At 41.9% G+C, this 15,329-nt stretch carries 14 protein-coding genes; 9 read left to right on the top strand and 5 right to left on the bottom strand.

The window, feature by feature from the left end; genetic code table 11:
* The first annotated feature begins 197 nt into the window (after window positions 1–197).
* The 4 genes from F972_RS11545 (at window position 198) to F972_RS11560 (ending at window position 5,247) form a co-directional block, all read left to right on the top strand.
* Window positions 198–551, top strand: a complete 354-nt coding sequence (locus tag F972_RS11545) for a hypothetical protein (protein ID WP_004769819.1) — start codon at window positions 198–200, stop codon at window positions 549–551.
* A 330-nt stretch (window positions 552–881) separates the two neighbouring features.
* The gene (locus F972_RS11550) at window positions 882–2,684 is read left to right on the top strand and encodes an acyl-CoA dehydrogenase C-terminal domain-containing protein (RefSeq protein ID WP_004757195.1); all 1,803 of its coding nucleotides are present in this window, start codon (window positions 882–884) and stop codon (window positions 2,682–2,684) included.
* Window positions 2,685–2,845: 161 nt separating this feature from the next.
* Window positions 2,846–4,627, top strand: a complete 1,782-nt coding sequence (locus F972_RS11555; protein WP_004683120.1) for an acyl-CoA dehydrogenase C-terminal domain-containing protein — start codon at window positions 2,846–2,848, stop codon at window positions 4,625–4,627.
* A gap of 122 nt (window positions 4,628–4,749) precedes the next feature.
* Entirely contained in the window at window positions 4,750–5,247 is a 498-nt protein-coding gene (locus F972_RS11560) for a phosphate-starvation-inducible protein PsiE (RefSeq protein WP_004683121.1), read from the top strand.
* A 41-nt stretch (window positions 5,248–5,288) separates the two neighbouring features.
* Here the strand turns inward: F972_RS11560 and F972_RS11565 are convergent, their stop codons facing one another.
* The gene (locus tag F972_RS11565) at window positions 5,289–5,666 is read right to left on the bottom strand and encodes an RcnB family protein (RefSeq protein ID WP_004683122.1); all 378 of its coding nucleotides are present in this window, start codon (window positions 5,664–5,666) and stop codon (window positions 5,289–5,291) included.
* Between the two features lie 150 nt (window positions 5,667–5,816).
* Window positions 5,817–6,308: an RcnB family protein gene (locus F972_RS11570; protein ID WP_004769822.1), complete on the bottom strand. Its 492-nt coding sequence runs from the start codon at window positions 6,306–6,308 to the stop codon at window positions 5,817–5,819.
* A 167-nt stretch (window positions 6,309–6,475) separates the two neighbouring features.
* On the opposite strand from F972_RS11570, the gene F972_RS11575 reads away from it, so the two are divergent.
* Window positions 6,476–6,925, top strand: a complete 450-nt coding sequence (locus F972_RS11575; protein ID WP_010589434.1) for a hypothetical protein — start codon at window positions 6,476–6,478, stop codon at window positions 6,923–6,925.
* Between the two features lie 26 nt (window positions 6,926–6,951).
* Here F972_RS11575 and F972_RS11580 read toward each other — a convergent pair whose 3' ends face one another.
* Both F972_RS11580 and znuD read right to left on the bottom strand, forming a co-directional pair.
* Entirely contained in the window at window positions 6,952–8,415 is a 1,464-nt protein-coding gene (locus F972_RS11580; RefSeq protein WP_155756486.1) for a phospholipase D family protein, read from the bottom strand.
* A 79-nt stretch (window positions 8,416–8,494) separates the two neighbouring features.
* Window positions 8,495–10,549: a zinc piracy TonB-dependent receptor ZnuD gene (znuD, locus tag F972_RS11585; RefSeq protein WP_004769823.1), complete on the bottom strand. Its 2,055-nt coding sequence runs from the start codon at window positions 10,547–10,549 to the stop codon at window positions 8,495–8,497.
* Between the two features lie 137 nt (window positions 10,550–10,686).
* Between znuD and F972_RS11590 the strand changes: the two genes are divergently transcribed.
* From F972_RS11590 to F972_RS11605, 4 genes are all read left to right on the top strand, one after another.
* A complete protein-coding gene (locus tag F972_RS11590) occupies window positions 10,687–11,457 on the top strand; it encodes a DUF4184 family protein (protein ID WP_004757187.1) in 771 nt (256 codons plus the stop codon).
* 143 nt (window positions 11,458–11,600) lie between these two features.
* Window positions 11,601–13,379 carry an aspartate--tRNA ligase gene (gene aspS, locus F972_RS11595; protein WP_004769825.1) on the top strand — a complete coding sequence of 593 codons (1,779 nt, stop codon included), beginning with the start codon at window positions 11,601–11,603 and terminating at the stop codon, window positions 13,377–13,379.
* A gap of 106 nt (window positions 13,380–13,485) precedes the next feature.
* A complete protein-coding gene (locus tag F972_RS11600) occupies window positions 13,486–13,707 on the top strand; it encodes a hypothetical protein (RefSeq protein WP_004640773.1) in 222 nt (73 codons plus the stop codon).
* 5 nt (window positions 13,708–13,712) lie between these two features.
* A complete protein-coding gene (locus tag F972_RS11605) occupies window positions 13,713–14,585 on the top strand; it encodes a lysophospholipid acyltransferase family protein (protein ID WP_004762063.1) in 873 nt (290 codons plus the stop codon).
* 19 nt (window positions 14,586–14,604) lie between these two features.
* Here F972_RS11605 and F972_RS11610 read toward each other — a convergent pair whose 3' ends face one another.
* Entirely contained in the window at window positions 14,605–15,288 is a 684-nt protein-coding gene (locus tag F972_RS11610) for a glycosyltransferase family 25 protein (protein WP_004683142.1), read from the bottom strand.
* Between the last annotated feature and the right edge of the window lie 41 nt (window positions 15,289–15,329).

Consider the following 15,329-nt stretch of genomic DNA (forward strand, 5'->3'; position numbering starts at 1 on the left):
AATAGAGTTCGGTTCTGTCATGAGAAAGCCCATATAAATGGGTAATGTACAAGTTGCTGTAGAAGCATGTTTAGTTCGTCTGATCACAGATACTTTATAAACTATTTTAATACTTTTTTGAATCCGTCAATGCGTAAGTCCTATTTATTATCTAATCTTTAACAATCGAATCTTAACTGACTACGTAGGATAAAATAATGAACAAGACAAAAATTGTATTAATGACAACTCTTCTCGGTTCTGTTTTAGGTTTGGCTGCCTGCCAAGTAACACCTTCAGAACAGGGAATGAATCATGATCGCCACCGCCACGAAATGCAACGTCAACCACCAACCCCTGAACAACGTGCAGAATGGCAAGCTAAACGCGAACAACGTCAAGAACAACGAGAACAAATGCGTGAAGAACATCGACTACAGAGAGCACAGATCGAGAAAGCCTGTCAGGGCAAACGTATTGGTGAGCGTGTGAATGTTCAGTGGAATAATCGTGTGATTGAAGGTACTTGTGACGTTCGCTTTACGCCTGAGAAATCACAATTCAAACGTTAAACCTATCTAAGAACATAATATTATTTCGTTATCAAGGCGCCTCAAGCGCCTTTTAATTTATTTGCAGAGTCAATTATTTTTAATTACACAGCTGCTTACGATTTTTTGCATATTATTACGAGCGAATTCAACGCAAACTGCCTACAATCAATACGCTTTAAAATAATTTAAGCATTATCTTTGACTTTACAGTCACTCAGAAATGCCCTGTTAAAGCTTGTACCGAACGATGACTTGCTGCACGATTAGCGGTACAAAATGCTGCCATTAGGCACATTTATCATTGACTAAGATTATAACTCTGGTTTAACCAGTATTGAGGAAAATGCTATGCCACAATACAAAGCACCCTTACGTGATATGCAGTTCGTATTGCACGAATTATTAAATGCTGAAGCACATTACGCAAAACTTCCTGCATTTCAAGGCACCGTAAGCCGCGAATTGGTTGATCAATATTTAGAAGCAGCAGCTGATTTCTGTGAGAATGAACTTTCTCCTATCAACCAATCAGGCGATCGTGAAGGTTGTACTTGGAATGATGGTGTTGTTACAACACCTACAGGCTTTAAAGAAGCGTATCAAAAATACATCGAACTTGGCTTCCCATCTCTTTCTGCTGATGAAGAGTTTGGCGGTCAGGGATTACCAAACTCTCTAGGAATCACAATTTCTGAGATGGTGGGTACAGCAAACTGGTCTTGGGGTATGTACCCAGGTCTTTCTCATGGTGCTGTTCGTACAATTGAACACCATGGTTCTGATGAACAAAAAGCGACGTATATGCCAAACCTTGTATCAGGTGTTTGGACAGGTACAATGTGCTTAACAGAATCTCATGCTGGTTCAGACTTAGGTATTATTCGTACTAAAGCAGAACCAAATGATGATGGTAGCTATGCAATTTCTGGCGAGAAAATCTTTATCTCTGCTGGTGAACATGACATGGCTGACAACATTGTTCACATTGTTCTTGCACGTTTACCAGGTGCACCTAAAGGCACTAAAGGTATTTCGCTCTTCATCGTACCTAAGTTCCTTGTAAATGCAGACGGTTCAGTTGGCGAGCGCAATGCTGTACGTTGTGGTTCGATCGAACACAAAATGGGTATCCATGGTAACGCAACTTGTGTGATCAACTTTGATAAAGCAAAAGGTTACTTGATCGGACCAGAAAACCGCGGCCTAAACTGCATGTTCACATTCATGAACACTGCACGTATTGGTACAGCCGTTCAAGGTCTTGCTGCATCTGAAGGTTCTTTCCAAGGTGCTTTAGCATATGCGAAAGATCGTTTAGCAATGCGTTCACTTTCTGGTCCTAAAGCGCCTGAAAAAGAAGCAGATCCAATTATTGTTCACCCTGCTGTTCGTAACATGCTTTTAACTCAAAAAGCATTTGCTGAAGGTGGTCGTGCACTTGTTTACTTATTGGCTCAGTATGCAGATATCGTTGAAAAAGGCGAAACTGAAGAAGAGCGTAAGTTTGCTGACAACATCTTATCTTTGTTAACGCCTATTGCTAAAGCATTCTTAACTGAAACTGGTTACGAATCTGCAAATCATGGGGTTCAAATCTTTGGTGGCCATGGCTTTATTTCTGAACACGGTATGGAGCAAATCGTACGTGATACACGTATTGCTTGCTTATACGAAGGAACAACTGAAATTCAAGCACTTGACTTGTTAGGTCGTAAAGTATTGCAAACTCAAGGTGCAATGTTAAAAGATTTCACCAAGATCATCCATAAATTTGTTGAAGCAAACAAAGACAATGCTGCAATGCAAGAATTCATTGCGCCATTGGCTGCTGCAAACAAAGAATGGGGCGATATTACGATGCAAATCGGTATGCGCGCAATGCAAAACCCAGATGAAGTTGGTGCAGCTGCAGTTGATTACATGTATTTCTCTGGCTATGTAACGCTTGCTTACCTATGGGCTCGTATGGCATTGGTTGCTCAGGAGAAATTAGCTGAAGGCACCACTGACGTTGACTTCTACAATGCAAAAGTAACGACTGCTCGCTTCTACTTCAAGAAGATTTTGCCACGTGTTCGCTCACATGTAGATGTACTTTCAACTGGTGTTGCGCCATTGTTTGAACTTGATGCGGAACACTTCGCGTTCTAATCATAGATTAGAGTGAGATGCAACGTTCATCACAGAAAAAGGACTGGTCAGTTTTGACCGTCCTTTTTTTGTTTAATCAATGCTAAATTTACACTATTCAATTTATTTGTTCGTTTTATTTGATCACTTTGCACATGACCTGTGCGTAAAAAGGAACGATTATGCCAATTTACAATGCACCTTTAGCAGACATGAAATTCATCTTAAATGATGTATTTAAAGCAGAACAATTCTGGCAGTCTAATGAGAATCTTGCTCATGTAGATGCTGCAACCGCCGAAGCAATTTTAGAAGAAATGGCAAAGTTTGCCCAAAACGTGACGCATCCATTAAACCGTACTGGTGATGAAGAAGGTGCACGTTGGGTTAACGGTGAAGTATTCACACCAGAAGGATTTAAAGAAGCATTCCGTCAATACGCTGAAGGTGGTTGGATTGGCTTAGGTGCTGATGAGGAATGGGGCGGTCAAGGCATGCCAAAAATGCTGACAGTATTGTCAGATGAAATGCTCTTTGCCACCAACCCATCATTCATGCTCTACCCGCTTCTTTCTGTAGGTGCAGGTATGGCATTAAATAGCTATGCATCTCAAGAGCAAAAAGAAACGTATTTACCTAAAATCTACTCTGGCGAATGGTCAGGCACCATGTGCTTAACTGAACCGCATGCAGGTACAGATTTAGGGATTATTAAAACTAAAGCTGAACGCAATGAAGATGGTACTTATAATATTACAGGTACTAAGATCTTCATTACAGGTGGTGATCACGACCTCGCAGAAAATATCATTCACTTAGTTCTTGCAAAAACACCTGATGCACCTGCGGGTTCACGTGGTATTTCTTTATTCATCGTGCCGAAATACATTGTAAATGCAGATGGTTCTTTAGGTGAACGTAACCCTGTTGGTCCTGGTTCAATCGAACATAAAATGGGGATCAAGGCATCTGCAACTTGTGTCATGAATTTTGATGCTGCAAAAGGTTATCTGGTTGGTAAAGAAAACGAAGGTCTTGCAGCCATGTTCGTGATGATGAACTATGAACGTTTATCAATGGGTATCCAAGGTCTTGGCGCTTCTGAATTTGCTTACCAAAATGCAGCTCAATATGCGACTGATCGTTTACAAGGTCGTAGTGCTTCTGGTGTTAAATCTCCAGGCAAACCTGCGGATAGCATCTTAGTTCATGGTGATGTTCGTCGTATGTTATTGAATGTACGTGCAAATAATGAAGCATCTCGTGCATTTGCAGTATATGTAGGTCAACAGCTTGATATCACTAAATTCTCTACTGATGCAGAAGCAGTGAAAAAAGCCAATGACCGTGTCGCGCTGTTAACACCAATTGCAAAAGCTTACCTCACAGATACTGCATTCCAAGCAACTTTAGATGCGCAAATGGTATTTGGTGGTCACGGTTATATTCGTGAATGGGGTATGGAACAGTGCATCCGTGATCTTCGTATTTCTCAAATTTATGAAGGGACAAACGGCGTTCAATCTCAGGACTTAATTGGTCGTAAAACCATTAAGTGTGGCGGTGCTTTCATCGCTGAATATATCGCTGAAATCCGTGACTTTGCCAATGCACTGGACACAGACTTGAACTTCATTAAAGATGCGACTTTAGATGCTGCAACTGAAATCGAAGCAATTACTCAGTTCATTATTGAGCAAGCAGCTGAAAATGTAGATTTCCCGAATGCTGCTGCGGTGGATTATCTACATGCAGTTGGTCTACTTAGCTTTGCTTATATGTTTGCTAAGATCGCTGCTGCTGCAAAAGACAAATCTGGTGATTTCTACCAAAACAAACTTGCTTTGGCACAGTACTTTGTTGACCGTATTTTGCCAGAGCTTGATTCTCGCCTTGCGAAGATCAAAGCAGGTTCTGACTTGATCATGAACTTCAGCGAAGATTACTTTACAAACCAAGCTTAATTCTAGTTCGGTTTTAAAAACTGCCTAAATCATTTGGTTTAGGCAGTTTTTTTATGACCGTTGTAAAATCAGCATAAAAATTGCATCCATTTTTATGATCATGTTGAGTACATTAAATTTCCATGTCTAGTTCAAAAGAGAAACTTGAAGACCTACAACGTCTATTCGACCGTTTAGGTCACTATGCGGTCGAAGCCTTTCATTATTTAGCGCTGTTTATTATCGGCTGTATGATCGCATGGTCAGCCGTGCATACGGTGATTGAAATCCTGACCGTTAAGCAATATGCAAGCATTGACGATATTCTGCTGTTATTTATCTATCTTGAACTGGGGGCGATGGTTGGGATTTATTTCAAGACCAATCACATGCCCGTGCGCTTTCTGATCTATGTGGCAATTACCGCACTGACCCGTTTACTGATTGCTGATATTCAGCACAATCATAAAGCATCAATGGATCAGGTCATCATTACAGGATCCATTTTGATCTTAGCTTTGGCCATTCTGATTGTCCGTTTTGCTTCATGGAACTACCCCTCTGTGATCCGAAGCAAAGAGCAGGAACAACAACTTCCTGCAAATAAGACACCACGACCACAAGATGATGAACTGGCATAAATAAAAAAAGCAGGCTTGATGCCTGCTTTTGATCACTCATGTTATGCAACCCGATAGACACGGTATTTTGAATCCACCAGTACATATTTGCCCTGTACCTGCATCCAGTTATAACCACGTGGTGGTTCATACAAGCGATGTAGGCGGTAGTTTGACACCACATAGCGGTTGCTACGGAATGCCGATGGTAAACGCTCGCCACGTTTAAAGTTTACTCGTTGTCCATAATGGTTTCCACGCTCTGCATTTGACCATCGCGGTGGATCTCTATGATCATTTCGGTGGTCATTTCGATCGTAACGCTGCTCATAACGATCTTTATAGTCGTGATGATTGTTCCAACGATTTGAATCTGCCATTGCTGAAGCAGATGCACCAAACATTAAACTTGATACCAACAACATAACTGTCTTTTTCATTGTTTGATCCTCTGTTTGACCTGAATTCAGATTAAGAGAAACTCAAGGAGAAACCATGAACAAATCCAGCGACATTGCAAAGCTTTGTAATGAAATCCAAGAAATTATGGAGGTCATTATCAAGGCACAATTTCAAAAATACCCAAGAAATCAGCGAATAATTTCAATGGTGAAATTATCATCGGTTACCAAGAGATAACGTCCATCCACCATGACCCAGTGTCGACCACGTGGCGGCTCACGCAAGGAATAATAGTCCCAGTCACGAACCACATAACGCTCACTACGAAACTCACCAGGCAGCTCATTCCCCACTACAAAAGACTCACGGCGATAACTACCCTCATATTGGGTATCTGGATAATATTCAATCCGAACACTTGGTCGACGCTTGGGGTAAGAGTGGTTATTATTTTGATAGGGCTGATAATAATAGCCTTTTGGTGGCGCAGTGGGGGTATAGCGCTGATTTGAAAAGGCAAATGGGTCCTGTGCAGGCTGCTGATAAGATGGCGAAGCCTGATGCGAGGAGCGGCGCTCCACCCCACTATAACCGCTCCAGGCATTATCGGCGTAAACCATTGCGGGGAGACAGCTCAACACGCTGATAAAAACATAAATATTGTATTTAGATCGCAACATTGCCCTCTCCCATCATCAAATCCTAGCCTTTATTTTAGAGCAAAAAGTCAGCAATGACTGTTACCATTCGCTACCATTCAGGGCAAATCAAGGATGAAATAAGGAGGGATTTTTCGTCGAGTTTGAGAATATGCTAAAATCCATTTTTCAGTTTTGGGGCAATGTCAGTGTCTGAAATGAATTTTGATCGTCTCTATCAATTCTTCTGTAAGGTTCCAAGTGTACAGGAATCCAGAATCGTGGCGCATGGTACAGATGGTCAACATGCATGGTGGTTTAAGTTCAATATTGATGTTGAGCATCCTTTGGCATGGCAAACCGTTCAGGAACTTGGGCATATACTGAATTATTTATCCACCAATGAACGCCTGCCAACCCAGTTTTTTCCTGTTTCACCGCCACCCTATATGAATGGTGAAGCCAAAGACTTTCTGGCTTGGGTAATCCAGTGTAATCATGCTGAGTTTAGTCCTGATGTAGTGTGTGACTGGCTGGAAGCACGACTTCCAGCGCCTGTGGAAGATGAAAGCCAGTGGAAAATCAAAACGGATCTTAATGAACTCGATCCGTTGGCTGATAAAGACTTAGATCAATTGATTCCACCGAATCCGCAATAAAAAAGAGGCTTAAAGCCTCTTTTTTTTTAGAAAGTCGATAAACCCGACCATTCCATAAAACGATAGAGCCAGTATTTCACTTTTGACTCATCTGCATATTTTGAATAATCGACTGTCACCTGACGAGCATTGGCATTGCTCCACGCCGCATCAAAATATTGTCCTGCATCTTTAAACACCTGCGCCTGTGCTGAGCCAACCACTCGCATATCAGTTTCAAGGTTATAATTTTTCAGGTTACGTGCAGTGAAGTTCGCTGAACCCAAAATTAGCTCAGCTTGCTGGGCATTGTATTTGAACAGCATTTTGCTATGGCACTGTTCGCCATGTGTATCACACCAACGGATCGGGATGCCTGCGGCATGTAGCTCCGAAGCCACCTGACGGTTTGGAATGCCATTTTTTTGACGACCAAAGGCATCCTTGTTTGGGTCAATCATTAAACGAATATTCACACCACGTTGCTGTGCCTGCTTCAATGCCTCAATAATTTTGCGCTCAGACAGATAGAACATGGCCATATCCAGATGTTCCTTAGCCTTTGCTTCATGAATCATTTTTAACACAGCATCATAAATGGCTTTTTCAGTCAGCACCTGAACCTGTGGCAGGCTTTTATCTTCAGTGAATCCACCCATAATTACAAAAGGACTAGAACCCTGCGACATTTGCGCAACCGCCTGTTCAGTTTTAAGCACATCAATGGCCGTTGGTCCATCAACGACTAGAGCGACGTTACTATGATGTGAGCTGCCATCGTGTGGATTGGCTGAAGTCACCAGACTTTTCCAACCCTGCTCTGTATCCACCACCAATGTTTTACGGTGATTCGCCTTAAAGTTAAATAGTTCCAGATAACTGCGCAAAGTAATCTTTTCATCACCAAATGGATTGCTTAACCAACCTTTTTCTGGGTTATTGCCCAGACTTTGGCAGCATATATACCAGAATCCCGACCAGAGTGGATTTGAAGCACGCAATGGTTTTAAATCTGTTTCAATGACTTCCACGCCTGCCTGACGTAGCTGACGGTAATGCTTTGGTGCAATGCCACCATAAACAGAATTGATTGGATCAGTAATGACAACTACCTGAATATTTGGGTCTTGACGACGCTTTGCGATCAATGCATTAGTCAGTTGCTGCGTTAAAGGAATCTGTTTAACTTTAGATTTTCCAACTTCCTGATTAAACAGGAACATATCCAGCACAATTGTGGTCTGTGCCTGATCAATCAGTTGAAAGACTTCCCTGAAAATATGTTGGTCTACCTGTTGCTGACCCTGCGCATCCATATAGGTTTGATCTGCCAGAAATTTCACATTGGCATGGCGCAGTTGTCCCGTAAAATTCAGCCCTTGTGGGAGCGGTTTTACAGTGTGGTAAATTGCCGAAGCAATGTACCCAATCACCACAATACTCAATATGACTGCCATGTAACGTCGACCTGACCAGTTTAATTTTTGATGGATTCGTTGGAAGATACGCATATAAACAAAAAAAGCCCTAGCCTAATGGGTTAAGGCTAGAGCTTATACTTTGATTTTTCAATAAGATTTAAGTGATAAATTAGAAACTAAAATTCACACCAACGCTAAAGTTACGTCCCACCTGTGGAATGGTTGAAAGGAATGAGGCATGTTGATAGACCTGATCATCCAGCAGGTTGTTGGCATTCAGGAACACCCGATAATCGCTGACATTACTGTAATTACCTGAGTACGCCACACCGAGATTGAGCATGTTATAGCTTTGGCTGTCTGTTTCATAAGCCGCAATCTTGTCCTGCTGGAACACATGATAGTATTCAGCCGAACCACTCCAGTGATCATCAAAATCAGCATTGAGCTTAGTCCCTAAACGTCCTGCTGGCACACGTGGTGCATTGTCATTATCGATCTTGCCACGCACATAATCACCAAACACACTGAGCTTATAGATCGGTGAAATTTGATAGCCCGCTTCCGCTTCCGCACCATAGAACTTAGCTTTGTCCTGCGCATATTGCACTAGACGGAAGTCCTTATAACGGTCTAAGGTTTGGGCATAGATATAGTCATCAAACCAGTTGTGATACACGTGGACATGATAGTCAAAAGTGTTGTCATCATAATGGAAGCCCAGTTCCACATTATTTGATTTTTCCTTGCTCAGTTGGTCATTGCCCAGCTCATAGGTATTGGTGGCGAAATGTCCACCATCTGCATAAAGCTCCTGCGCCAAAGGCAAACGCTCCTGATGAGACGTGACCAAAGAAAGTTTGTAGTTTGGCGCAAACTCCCAGTTGGCTGCACCAGAAACAGAAAAGGCTGAACCGTCGAAATCTTTTTTGCTTGAATCATCAATATCAATTTTTTGCTGGTCTACGCGTGCCGCCAACTCAACATGCACATCATTCAACTGGGCATGTTCCAAAGCGAATACACTCCATTTTTTGGTGGTGTTTGGTGCCAAAAATGCTTCTTCACCTGTCAGTTCCAGCTTTTGTTGTCCGTACTGTGTACCAATCACACCCTCCCATGCACCCAGTGGGTTGTGTACCAACTCTAAACGTCCATCATAACCCTTGTTTTTAAAACGGGTCGAAATGGTATCTTCCTCGATTTCATCATGTTGATAATCGGTATAACTGGCTTGAGCACGCAATTTTTTAAAGCCTGCAAATGGGTCATCCAGTTCGGTACGCACGTCATAACGTTCAGATTTCAGGTCAATCCAGGGACCTGCTTCATGTGCATGATCGTGATCATGGTCGTCATGCTCATCTTCATCATGGTCATGTTCGCCACAGTGCAGGCTGAGTCCATGTAAATGACAGCTTTCATATTCATGGCTATGTCCTGGCAAGCCATATTGGTCCTGACGGTTGCTATAGGAAATCCCCGTAAAGCCACGATCATAAATCCATGACAAACCGACATTTACGGTCTGGCCTTTGGCAAAGGTGTTGTCAACACGGCGTTCCTTTTCGCCCTCATGTACATAATCTGGTGCGATATAGTCATTGGCTTCACGCTTTAAGCCCTCAACACGCAAGGCAACCTGATCACCCAAGCCCAGCGTTACACCTGCAGTCGCCAGCTTTTCATCACTGCCCGTGTTGTAACGCAAGCCAACATTACCCTCATAGCCCTTTTCTGGCAGTGCTGTTGGAAGTTTACTATCGGTGACATTCACCAGACCGCCTACCGTTCCAGCACCAAATAATAGAGTGGATGGCCCACGAATCACTTCAACCTGTTTTGCCAGCGCTGGATCAACCGTTACCGCATGGTCTGGAGAAAGTGTTGATACATCAATATTTTCAGAAGAATTTTGTAGAATTTTTACGCGAGGACCATCTTGCCCACGAATCACAGGTCGGCTAGAGCCTGCGCCAAACTGATTGGAGGAAATTCCCGTTTCACCACTCAATGCCTCGCCAATGGTCACTGCCCCTTGCGCCAAGCGTTTTTGGTCTACCACTGTATCTGCAACTGCAAAGTCCTTTGAGGTTTGCTCAAGCGGATGCGCCTTAATGCGGATGGTGTCCAGCGTTGTCGCCTGCTCATTTTCTGCGGCAAATACAGATACAGACGCAACAGCCAAAATGGATAAGGTCAGAATATTTTTAGGAAATGACATACCATGTCTCAAATCAGTCGATCTTTATTTTTGTTATATTATAACATTTCATTATTTTTGCAATAAAAAACATACATGCAAACTTCATTTGTTAAACTGCCCCTCCATGATTTAAGCATTCTTCATGATTCAAGCTTATGCCCTTTACTCTCTCTCATGCGGTGCTTGCTCCACCCTTATCCAAACTTAGTCGGGGTCATTTACCGATTGCAGCCTTAGCCATCGGCTGTATGACACCAGACCTGTATCGCCTGTTTACAACAGAAACCATTGCCTTAACCCATCAATGGTCAGGGATTTTATTTCCCAATCTTCCGATTGGCTTATGCTTTTGCCTGTTGTGGTATTTACTCTATCGCCCCGTGATTTATCGTTTTTTAGGGATCAGGCACCCTTTAAAGATCAAATCCTTTGATGAGACGGTGGCTTTTATACTGATGTGTTGTTTAGCCATCATTTTAGGAACAGCAACACATCTCATCTGGGATGGATTGACTCATTTAGACTTTCGCACCTTTGCCTTTCAAGACACGCTCGCCCAAAATATTTCCCTAGGGAATGTTCATTATCCCCTGCATTTTATTCTACAAATTGCATCATCCATTCTCAGCTTGCCTTTCTTATTGTGGATGTGTCTAAACTATTACCAAACCTACAAACAGGACACGCCTATTTCAGGGAAAATAAAGCTGTTTGCCTTGCTGAGTATGGCCATTTCAGTGACTGGTGGCATGTTGGCAGTATGGAAATACAGCCACACCATTTCGGCTGAACTGTGGAATACTGAACGTTACTTCTTTATTGGCAAAGCCATCAACCAGTTCTCCCAAAATGGACTCATACTATTTAGTATTTGCTGTTTAATGAGTTTGTTGCTGCATCGAAAAGCCCATATGGCAGAATTTTAACCCAAAGCATTGAATTAGCATTGCCCCCAAAGCATTAAGACTTGAGACTGGACGTTCAACAAGGCATAATCTTCGCTCCATTGATGCTGCGCTGTTTACGTATGCATCTTCTACAGCCAATATAGTTTGGATAATAATTCAATATGATGCGCACTCATTACTGTGGCTCTTTAACTGAAGCCCAAATCGATCAAACAGTTACTTTATGCGGATGGGTTCATCGTCGCCGTGATCATGGCGGTGTGATTTTCCTGGATATGCGTGACCGTGATGGCTTAGTTCAAGTCGTAATTGACCCTGATACACCAGAAGCATTTGCTACTGCGGATAAAGCACGTTCTGAATTTGTTTTAAAAATTACAGGTCGTGTTCGTCGTCGCTATGAAGGTACTGAAAATGCCAATATGGTGAGTGGTCAGATTGAAGTTTTAGCGAAAGAAATCGAAGTTCTTGCTGCTTCTGAAACGCCTCCATTCCCATTGAATGACGAAAACACCAATATTTCTGAAGAAATTCGTTTGAAATACCGTTTCCTGGACATTCGCCGTCCTGAAATGTTAGATCGCTTACGCTTCCGCTCTAAAGTGACTAACTTAATTCGTAACTATTTCGAAGATCATGGTTTCTTAGACGTTGAAACACCAATCTTGACTCGTGCAACTCCTGAAGGTGCACGTGACTATTTAGTACCCAGTCGTGTTTCAAATGGTAGCTTCTATGCACTGCCACAATCACCACAATTGTTTAAGCAGTTGTTGATGGTGGGTGGTATTGATCGTTATTACCAGATTGCTAAATGCTTCCGTGACGAAGACTTGCGTGCGGATCGTCAGCCTGAATTTACCCAAATCGACGTTGAAACATCGTTCATGAGTGACGATGACATCATGGATTTAATGGAAGGCTTAACAGTTAAAATGTTCGACGAATTATTGAATGTAAAATTCGATAAATTCGAACGTATGACTTACGCTGACGCAATGCGCGACTATGCATCTGACAAACCAGATATGCGTATTCCATTGAAATTAGTTGACGTTGCAGACTTGATGCAGGACGTTGAGTTCAAGGTATTCGCAGGCCCTGCCAAGGATCCTAAAGGTCGTATTGTTGCGTTACGTGTTCCTGGTGCAGGTTCATTACCACGTAGTGCGATTGACGAATACACCAAATTCGTAGGCATCTACGGTGCTAAAGGCTTGGCTTATATTAAGGTCAACGAACTTGAAAAAGGCATCGAAGGTCTTCAATCTCCAATCGTGAAATTCATCGAGCCAATCGTACTCGATTTATTAAAACGTGTTGGTGCTGAAAATGGCGACATCGTATTCTTCGGTGCGGATAAAGCAAAAGTTGTAAATGACGCGATGGGCGCACTTCGTGTGAAAATTGGTCATGACCTGAATCTTGCAACGTGCGAGTGGGCTCCACTTTGGGTTGTTGACTTCCCAATGTTCGAAGAAACTGATGATGGCAAATGGACTTCTGTGCATCACCCATTCACACTACCAAAATCAAGTGTTGAAGAAGTGAAGAGCAATCCAGGTGAAGCACTTTCTGTTGCATATGACATGGTATTGAACGGTACTGAAATCGGTGGTGGTTCACTTCGTATCTATACTTTAGAAATGCAAAAAGCGATTTTTGAAGCTTTAGGTATTGGCGAAGAAGAGGCTGAAGAGAAATTTAGCTTCCTACTCAATGCATTGCGTTACGGTGCACCTCCTCACGGTGGTTTGGCATTTGGTCTTGATCGCTTGATTATGTTGATGACAGGTGCATCTTCGATTCGTGACGTGATTGCATTCCCGAAAACCAAGACAGCTGAATGTCCATTGACTCAAGCACCAGCACCAGTTGAAGCAAATCAATTGCGTGACCTTGGTATTCGTTTACGCGAACAAGCAAAGAAAGAAGCTTAATGATTTAAGTGAGATAAAGGCGCTGTTTACAGCGCCTTTGTTGTAAATTGAGATTGATTCTCTTTAATGGCATAATAAGCCAGTTTTCTATTGAAGGTATCTGCCCATGGCTATGCGTCCAGATGTTCGTCGACATACCATTGTTATTATTGTGTTTTCACTCGCGCAATGGTTCCTTATGCGTTACATCTTGTCGAATGAACTCTTCAATATGACCACTTATCAACGCATCTTATATTTTTGTGTCAGTAGCTTAGCCGGCGCCTTACTGATCTTTGCAGCACTGATTTATATGGTGCTCAAAGGAAATGCGGATAAGCAAGATTAATTCACATGTCCTTTTATCGTACCTTGCTTCGAGTTTTACCTTTACCATTTTTACGTAGTATTGCAAAAGTGGCGGCATACTTTATCAATCAAAATCCAAACAAAAGTATGTTATGGAAAACTCGAATCAATTTAGCTCTCGCCTATCCAGAGCTAACGATCGATCAAAAAGAAAAAATGGCTCGGGAAAGCGTCACCAAGCAATGTCTCAGTTATATCGAATCTGGGAAATGCTGGGCAATGCCTCCTGAGTGGAGCATCCAGCAAATTCATACTGTGCATAATTTAGAAGTCTTAACTGATGCACTCAATGATCCTAAAGGCGCTTTAATTATTACCCCTCATCTTGGAACTTGGGAAATGATGAATGCTTGGGTACACCAATACGGTATCCCCACCATCATGTACAAACCGATGAAAGATAGTGGCTTTAATAGCTTTGCTCTCCATGCTCGTCAGCGACTCAATGCAACATTGGTTCCAACTGATGCCAATGGTGTAAAGGCTTTATTTAAAAACCTTAAACAAGGTGGATTTAGTGTAATTTTGCCCGACCATGTGCCCCAACCTTCAGGTGGTGTTGTGGTTCCTTTCTTCGGGATTCCCTGCCTTACGAGCACATTAGCAAGTAAAATGGCACAAAAAACCCAGTGTCGTTTAGTGGGCCTAAGCTGTTTTCGTCGCGAAGATGATGAAGGTTTTGATGTCTACTGTGACGATCTAAACGATCTTCAACTCTATGATCGAAATATTGAAGTCGCAACGACAGCATTGAATAAAGCAGTTGAACAGATGATCAACCGCTTTCCTACAGAGTACATGTGGGGATATAAAAGGTTTAGGGGCGAGAATGCTTCAGATGAATTATATAAAAAATAATCTTATCTTTTCAAAGTGATTATTTAAACTTAACTTTTGTGAGCCTTTTTCCTTTCAACACTAAAACAAACTCTTTCAACAATTTAATTATTTGCGCCGAGAGTCTCAGTCTCTCTCGTTGTATTTTTTGAACAAAGTTAAGCTTAGGCTTAATTTGATATTCGTACTCTCCTTTGCGAATGTTCCTATCTTTTTCTAAAAAACTTGGGAAGTTAACATGCTGCCCCAAAAGATGATCTTGAATACAAAGTGCTGGTAGCATTTGGAAAATCTGATTAGGGAACTTTGTCATATAGTCTTTAAAAACAATATGATCAACTGGAATCAACTGTTCATAAGTTGCTAATAAATTGAGTAAATCACGAGCTGCTTGCTGCGATAGAATATAGCCACCACACCCCATATGTACGGTCTTTAATAAAGATAATTTACGCTTTGAAGGCAAACTTCTAAAAGAAGACTCCACCCCCACTTTAGGATAAAAAGCTTCCAACTTAATAATTGAGCAGCCCTCAGGAATCCAATCACTTTTAGTTAAGAAAATAGTAGCTTCTTCTCCTAAATGAATATCGTCTTCAAAAATTGCGATATGACTCAAATTTTCATCGATTGCCTTTTGCCATAATGCAGCATGACTTAATAGACAAGCAGAGATGGATCCGTAAATTTGAACAACTCCTATAAGTGATATTCTGCTCCTCAAATGATGTTATAAACATCAATATATGGAGTATTTTATGGCAC

The organism is Acinetobacter sp. CIP 102529 (genome assembly GCF_000368325.1).
GTDB lineage: Bacteria > Pseudomonadota > Gammaproteobacteria > Pseudomonadales > Moraxellaceae > Acinetobacter > Acinetobacter parvus.

What these genes read in the sequence shown, in the direction of transcription:
- F972_RS11545 (WP_004769819.1), top strand. Translation starts at nt 198, where the DNA reads ATGAACAAGACAAAAATTGTATTAATGACAACTCTTCTCGGTTCTGTT.
- F972_RS11550 (WP_004757195.1), top strand. Translation starts at nt 882, where the DNA reads ATGCCACAATACAAAGCACCCTTACGTGATATGCAGTTCGTATTGCAC.
- F972_RS11555 (WP_004683120.1), top strand. Translation starts at nt 2,846, where the DNA reads ATGCCAATTTACAATGCACCTTTAGCAGACATGAAATTCATCTTAAAT.
- F972_RS11560 (WP_004683121.1), top strand. Translation starts at nt 4,750, where the DNA reads ATGTCTAGTTCAAAAGAGAAACTTGAAGACCTACAACGTCTATTCGAC.
- F972_RS11565 (WP_004683122.1), bottom strand. Translation starts at nt 5,666, where the DNA reads ATGAAAAAGACAGTTATGTTGTTGGTATCAAGTTTAATGTTTGGTGCA.
- F972_RS11570 (WP_004769822.1), bottom strand. Translation starts at nt 6,308, where the DNA reads ATGTTGCGATCTAAATACAATATTTATGTTTTTATCAGCGTGTTGAGC.
- F972_RS11580 (WP_155756486.1), bottom strand. Translation starts at nt 8,415, where the DNA reads ATGCGTATCTTCCAACGAATCCATCAAAAATTAAACTGGTCAGGTCGA.
- znuD (WP_004769823.1), bottom strand. Translation starts at nt 10,549, where the DNA reads ATGTCATTTCCTAAAAATATTCTGACCTTATCCATTTTGGCTGTTGCG.
- F972_RS11590 (WP_004757187.1), top strand. Translation starts at nt 10,687, where the DNA reads ATGCCCTTTACTCTCTCTCATGCGGTGCTTGCTCCACCCTTATCCAAA.
- aspS (WP_004769825.1), top strand. Translation starts at nt 11,601, where the DNA reads ATGATGCGCACTCATTACTGTGGCTCTTTAACTGAAGCCCAAATCGAT.
- F972_RS11600 (WP_004640773.1), top strand. Translation starts at nt 13,486, where the DNA reads ATGGCTATGCGTCCAGATGTTCGTCGACATACCATTGTTATTATTGTG.
- F972_RS11605 (WP_004762063.1), top strand. Translation starts at nt 13,713, where the DNA reads ATGTCCTTTTATCGTACCTTGCTTCGAGTTTTACCTTTACCATTTTTA.